We start from the raw sequence: 7,053 nt of genomic DNA, 5'->3' as shown, positions 1-7,053 counted from the left end.
TGTCCGAATCCACATCCGCGCAGTCTCCGCAAAGGGCAGCCTCCAAGCCCTTGGCTACACCCACGCAGCGACTCACCATACTGCGCGGCGCGTACGAGTGTACCGGTTTGGTACACCTTCGCATTCGCAGGGGTGTACCGGTTTGGTACATGGGCAGATGCAGTGCTCACATCGGCGAGATCATGATCGAATGGATCATGCGGCTATTTTCGACCAGCGGGGCGCGCGCTCGATTGGCGATGCGGCCCGTGCTGTCGATCGGCGATGCGCGATGCCGATCGAACGAATTGAATTACGATGTTCCGCCTGCCGGATATTCGCCTGCGAATCGAATTCGAGTGAACCGCTCGAAGAATATTTGCATATGCATGGAGTGGTATCGACGCTGGGCGCTTCCGTCACGCAGGCGCTCGCGCACGAACCAAACGTCCGAACCGAACACGACAACGGCCATCGCTCCGACCGACCTATGACGATTCGGAGACGACGATGCAAGGTCCCCGTGCCCGCGTTGGGTGGGATATGTGCTACGAGCCAGCAACGTGGACGACGCCGCAACACCGCAAACGCCGGAGGATCGCGACATCGCGTGGATGGAGGTGGCCCTGGCCGAAGCCGACGCCGCGCATGCGAAGCGCGAGGTTCCGATCGGCTGCATCCTGGTGGACGCCGGGGGTATGGAGATCGCGCGCGGCCACAACCTCCGCGAGACGCTCCTCGATGCCACCGCGCACGCGGAAATGGTCGCGCTCCGCGCGGCCGCGACCAAAGCGCCCAGCTGGCGCCTGGATGGGGTTACGGCATACGTCACGTTGGAGCCCTGCGTCATGTGCGCCGGCGCATTCGTGCACGCGCGTATCGCTCGGGTCGTGTACGGCTGCGACGATCCCAAGGGCGGCGCGCTGCACTCGCTCTACACGGTGGGCCAAGACACGCGCCTGAACCATCGCTTTCCCATCACCCGCGGCGTCTTGGCCGACGCCTGCGCTTCGCGCCTGCGCACCTTCTTTGCCGCGCTTCGCGCACAGGGCAAAAAGTAGCGCTACTTCTGAATCGCCTCCGCGAACAGCCGCGAGCCGACAACCGGCGGACGCGGCACGGGTCGCGGGGTATCCGGCTTGTGGAACACGACGGACTCGCCCAGCCCATCGTCGAGCTCCGTGCGCGAACAACCGGCGGACGCGGCACTCACTCTACATGGCGGGCCAAGACACACGCCTGAACCATCGCTTTCCCACCACCCGGGGCGTCTTGGCCGACGCCTGCGCTTCGCGCCTGCGCACCTTCTTTGCCGCGCTTCGCGCACAGGGCAAAAAGTAGCGCTACTTCTGAATCGCCTGCGCGAACAGCCGCGAGCCGACAACCGGCGGACGCGGTACGGGCCGCGGGGTATCCGGCTTGTGGAACACGATGGACTCGCCCAGCCCATCATCGAGCTCCGTGCGCGAAATGGTGCCGCGCTTGAAGGCGGTCTGCTACTTCTGAATCGCCTGCGCGAACAGCCGCGAGCCGACAACCGGCGGACGCGGTACGGGCCGCGGGGTATCCGGCTTGTGGAACACGACGGACTCGCCCAGCCCATCATCGAGCTCCGTGCGCGAAATGGTGCCGCGCTTGAAGGCGGCCTGCTACTTCTGAATCGCCTGCTCGAACAGCCGCGAGCCGACAACCGGTGGACGCGGTACGGGCCGCGGGGTATCCGGCTTGTGGAACACGACGGATTCGCCCAGCCCATCGTCGAGCTCCGTGCGCGAAATGGTGCCGCGCTTGAAGGCGGTCTGCATCAGGGAGTGGAGGGTCTTGGTCCATGACTCGGAGAGCTCCCCCCGCTCGTAGCTCTTATGGTACGCGAGCGGACGGGGCAGGAGCGACGCCAGGAAGAAGGCCTCCTCCAGGTGGATCTCGTCGGGCCGGCGCCCAAAGTAGTGATCGGCAGCCTGCGTGATGCCGTAGATGTCGGGCCCGAACTCGACCACGTTGAAGTAGAGCTCGACGATCTCCTGCTTGGTGAAGTTCTGCTCGAGGTAGCTCGTGAGGATCACCTCCTCGAACTTGCGCGACAGGGTCTTCTCCCGCGAGAGGAAGAGGTTCTTCGCGAGCTGCATGGTGATGGTGCTCGCACCACGGACGAAGCGCCGCGTCTTCAGGTTGGTGATGAGCGACTCGCGGATCGCGCGATGGTTGAAGCCATGGTGGCGGAAGAACGCGGCGTCTTCCGTGGTCAGCACGGCCACCTGCATGTAGGGACTGATGGCGCCCAAATCGGTCCATGCGGGGGTGCCCGGGCCGGTCTCCTGCTCCCCCACCGTTCCGTCGGCGAGGTAGATCCGATGCGTGAACGGTCTGGAGAAACGGCGCTTCTCGAGCTCTGGGGGCACCACCGTCAGCTTGCACGAGTTGTCGAAGTCGTAGTCGAGCGCGAGCTCGTCGAGCTTGCTCGAGTCGAAGCGAAGCGCGCCCTTGCCGCCAAAGGTGCCCATCATCTCCGCACCATCCAAGGTCGGCAGAAGGGCGCTGGGGATGCTCTCGAAGAGGTCTTGGCAGCGCGCGCCCGGAACGGCAAACGCAAAGTCCCCCTGCGTGCGCTCGCCCGACTGCTCCAACGTCCCCCGCAGCGCCAAACGCAACGCACCGAGCGATGCCTCCGAGTCCTCGAGCCGAAGCACGCCGCGGTCGCTCAGCACACCGCGCGCCCGTGCGCTCGCCCCCAGCCCGCGCACCACATCGTCCGCGAGGCGCGGGTCCGAGATCGAAATGTTCTTCGCCCCCACGTCCACGTCGAACGACAGCGCGTCCCCTGCGTCCGAGAGCACCAGGCTCCCCTTTCCCGCGATCGTTCCGCGCTCCACATCGGTGAGCCCGGCCGCGCCTTCCTTGGCCCCGAGGGCCGCGAGCGCCACCGGGCCCCCGGCAAGCGATACGCGAGCATCCCCTCTCCCCAAGGGAAGCTCACCGCGCAATGAAAGCGGAGTTCCCGATGGCGATTGGCTCGTCGAGAACTCGAGCACGAGCTCGTCGCCCTGTTGCGAACGCGAAAGCGAAACCGGCCCTGGCCCCACCGTCAGCCGATGCGGCTCTCGGCCCCATCGAAACGAGAGGCCCTCCACCTTCACCGCCGCGTCGCGCTCGGAGTGCGCAGCGAAGAGATTCGCCAATGTCGCGAGCCGCGCGCGCACCGCGTGCAGGTCCGGCAGCCGCACCAGGGGGGTCGGATCGGCGGCCGGGGCGTTTGCGGATGGAGAGGGCGGCGCGGACGCGTGCCCTCCACGCGTCGAGGCTTGCCCCCCACCGGGCCCGGCCGCGTTGGTTCCGGCAGCCCCCGTTCCCGTAACGTTCGTTCCGGCGCCTCCGCCTCCGCGCCGCTTCGCAACCCGCGGGGGCGGCTCGGCATGGGCCGCGGCAACGGGGGGCGGCGCTTCGACCGCATCGGACTTCTTCGCCGGGGCGGCATTGGAGGTCTTCGCGTTCCCTCCGAGATCGAGCGCGACCCATTTTGCGCCCGCCTCGACGAGGGCACCTTCTTTCGAGAGACGCGCCCCCAACTCCGCCATCTCGACAGCCCAATCATTGTGGGCATCGTGTTTCGCGTCGTGCTTGTCGACGTCGCGTTTCGCATCCGGTTTCGCGTCGTCCCTCACGCCCGGCTCGGCATCGTGCTTGGCGTGCAGCTCGGACGCCGCCACGCGCACCCCTTGCTCATCGCGCGAGAACGAGATCCCCGACACCTCGAAGCTATCGACCCCACCGACCCAGCTGACCGAAAGGGCATCCCCGCGCAGTTCGAGCTTCTTTCGCCGCTCGGCCGACCCGCCCCCCTTTCCTGAAGAGCCACTCGGGTGCCGCACCTTCCAAGCGTCGAACGCACTCTCCAGATCCGCGAGCGCCCCTTCGACGGCAAGCCGCCCCCCAACGAGCGCAACCTTCTCCGGGCGCATCCACGCACCAAACGCGACATCGACCTGGGGCAGCGTGACACGAACCTGGGGCACCCCTTCCGGTCGCACCTCCACATCCGACAGCTTCAAGGCGAACCACCCCAGCCTCACGTCCTTAATATCGACCTCGAGCCCCCGCTTCTCCCCCATCGCGTGGACCCGCCCGCGAACAAACGGCCCAAACGAAATCGCCGCCACGATCCCCGTCGCCACAGGCGCCAAAAGCACCCACCGCAAGGGGCCACGCGGCAGCAAATCCCACACCTTTCGTAAACGCGGACGCACGGTTCACCGAGGTTAACGCCAGAGCAGCCGAAGTCGATCCAGCAAGCCGCGTGCACACGTCCGCCCTACCGCATCGCATCAACCGCCCGACCCAACAGGCGCACTCCCCAGCTCCTCCTGAAGCGCCGCACCGAACCAACGCAAGGCCGAACCCGAGAAAGATCCGAGCCCCTAGAAGTCTCATCCGCTGCGAGCGATCAACGACCCCAACAGGCGCGCCAGGCACCATCTGCGACTGAACAAACGCAAGGCCGGATCCGCCCTAACCGCGTCGCATCAACCGCCCCTAGAAGTCTCTCCGCCGCGAGACCAACTGAACAAACGCAAGGCCGGATCCGCCCTAACCGCGTCGCATCAACCGCCCCTAGAAGTCTCATCCGCCGCGAGCGACCAACGACCCCAGCTGGCGCGCCAGGCACCATCTGCGAGCGAACAAAACGCAAAAGGCCCGAATTCGAAAAAAATCCGAGCCCCTAGAAGCCTCATCCACCGCGAGCGACGAACCCCAGCTGGCGCGCCAGGCAGCATTTGCGACCGAACAGACGCAAAATCCCGAATCCGAAAAGATCCGAGCCCCCTAAAGCCTCATCCCCCGCGAGGGACAAACGCCCCCAACAGGCGCGCCAAGCAGCACCCGCAAAGCGCAGAGACAAAAAAAGAAGGGCTCGAATCTGAAAGATTCGAGCCCTCATAAGAAATCCCGGCGGCGTCCTACTCTCCCACACGGCTTCCCGTGCAGTACCATCGGCTCCGAGGAGCTTAACTTCCGAGTTCGGGATGGGATCGGGTGTGGCCTCCTCGAGATCACCACCGGAAACTGTGGGTTTCCACGTTTCCGACCGTGTCTTGTTGGTCAGTGAAAAGATCGTCTTTTCGAAACGGCTGCTAAAGCGCGAGCTTCGCAAACCCAATCCTGGGTGCGAGCTTCACGCGACCGGCTCGCGCATGCGCGGCGGTCGGTGCAAACGATGTTTGCCTTAGAGACATGGTTAAGCCTCACGACCTATTAGTACTGGTCAACTCCGCCCTTTACAGGACTTCCATCCCCAGCCTATCAACCTTGTAGTCTACAAGGGGTCTTTAGAGGCCTTGCGGCCTGGGATACCTTGTCTTGAGGCCGGCTTCCCGCTTAGATGCTTTCAGCGGTTATCCGTTCCGCACATAGCTACCCAGCTATGCCACTGGCGTGACAACTGGCTCACTAGAGGTGCGTCCAACCAGGTCCTCTCGTACTATGGTCAGCTCCTCTCAAGTATCCTTCGCCCACGGCAGATAGGGACCAAACTGTCTCACGACGTTTTAAACCCAGCTCGCGTACCGCTTTAATCGGCGAACAGCCGAACCCTTGGGACCTGCTCCAGCCCCAGGATGCGATGGGCCGACATCGAGGTGCCAAACCACTCCGCCGATGTGAACTCTCAGGAGTGATCAGCCTGTTATCCCCAGAGTACCTTTTATCCGATAAGCGATGGCCCTTCCATTCGGGACCACCGGATCACTAACGCCTGCTTTCGCACCTGCTCGACCTGTCGGTCTCGCAGTTAAGCTCCCTTGTGCGTTTGCACTCTACGCCTGGTTTCCAATCAGGCTGAGGGAACCTTCGCACGCCTCCGTTACGATTTAGGAGGCGACCGCCCCAGTCAAACTGCCCACCAGGCAGTGTCCCCCGCCCAGGTCATGGGCGCAGGTTAGAATCCCAGAACATCCAGGGTGGTATTTCAACGGTGACTCCATCGAACCCAGAGGCCCGACTTCAAAGTCTCCCACCTATCCTACGCAGAATGTCCCGAAACTCACTGCCAAGTTGCAGTAAAGGTTCATGGGGTCTTTCCGTCTTGCCGCGGGTAGAGGGTATCTTCACCCCCAATACAATTTCGCTGAGTCCCTGGTCGAGACAGCGCGGATGTTGTTATGCCATTCGTGCAGGTCGGAACTTACCCGACAAGGAATTTCGCTACCTTAGGACCGTTATAGTTACGGCCGCCGTTTACTGGGGCTTCGGTTCGACGCTTCGCTTGCGCTGACGTGTCCCCTTAACCTTCCAGCACCGGGCAGGCATCAGACCCTATACGTCGTCTTACGACTTTGCAGAGTCCTGTGTTTTTAGTAAACAGTCACAACCGCCGTTTCTCTGCAACCCTCCAACGCTCCGAGCGCAAAGCTCTTCACGAAAAAGGGCACACCTTCTCCCGAAGTTACGGTGTCAATTTGCCGAGTTCCTTAACCAGGGTTCTCTCACGCGCCTTGGAATACTCTTCCCGCCCACCTGAGTCGGTTTGCAGTACGGTTACCGAAGTGGCTCTGTACGCAGATTTTCTTGGAAGTGTGGAATCACCAAGTTGCGAAGCCGAAGCTTCGCCTCATCACCTCTCGGGCTCATGTCCTGCTGTTTGTCCCTCTCGGGTCCTGGCAGAACACCCTACGGGCTTGAACGCGGATCCATTCACCGCGCTTGGCCTATCCTACTCCGTCCCTGCTTACTTCAACGCCATCCTCGGTAGCACAGGAATATTAACCTGTTCTCCATCACCTACGCCTCTCGGCCTCGGCTTAGGTACCGGCTAACCCATGGGAGGATTATCCTTCCCCAGGAAACCTTGGGCTTACGGCGAGCAGATTTCTCATCTGCTTTATCGCTACTCATGCCTGCATAAGCTCTTCTCAAGTCCGATATCGGTCCTCACGGTCCGACGTGTATCTACTTGAGAATACTCCTCTACCGCTCATTTCTGAGCCCGTAGCTTCGGTGCTGACCTTTAGCCCCGTTATATTTTCGGCGCGGATTCGCTTGACCAGTGAGCTATTACGCTTTCTTTAAAGGATGGCTGCTTCT

2 protein-coding genes and 2 rRNA genes (1 of these 4 running past the window's edge) are annotated in these 7,053 nt (G+C 62.7%); 1 reads left to right on the top strand and 3 read right to left on the bottom strand.

Going from position 1 to position 7,053, the window contains the following annotated elements; all coding sequences use genetic code 11:
- Window positions 1-542 precede the first annotated feature (542 nt).
- Window positions 543-1,040 carry a nucleoside deaminase gene (locus LZC94_43905; protein WXB14752.1) on the top strand — a complete coding sequence of 166 codons (498 nt, stop codon included), beginning with the start codon at window positions 543-545 and terminating at the stop codon, window positions 1,038-1,040.
- Window positions 1,041-1,628: 588 nt separating this feature from the next.
- Here LZC94_43905 and LZC94_43900 read toward each other — a convergent pair.
- From LZC94_43900 to LZC94_43890, 3 genes are all read right to left on the bottom strand, one after another.
- Window positions 1,629-4,085, bottom strand: a complete 2,457-nt coding sequence (locus tag LZC94_43900) for a transglycosylase domain-containing protein (GenBank protein WXB14751.1) — start codon at window positions 4,083-4,085, stop codon at window positions 1,629-1,631.
- Window positions 4,086-4,918: 833 nt separating this feature from the next.
- Window positions 4,919-5,035: ribosomal RNA gene (gene rrf / locus LZC94_43895) — 5S ribosomal RNA — on the bottom strand.
- A 170-nt stretch (window positions 5,036-5,205) separates the two neighbouring features.
- A 23S ribosomal RNA gene (locus LZC94_43890) occupies window positions 5,206-7,053 on the bottom strand (it continues 1,113 nt past the right edge of the window).

This window comes from Sorangiineae bacterium MSr11954 (assembly GCA_037157815.1).
Classification (GTDB): domain Bacteria; phylum Myxococcota_A; class Polyangia; order Polyangiales; family Polyangiaceae; genus Pendulispora; species Pendulispora albinea.
The sequence above is the reverse complement of the archived record's forward strand: the minus strand, read 5'-3'. Positions and strand labels throughout refer to the sequence as shown.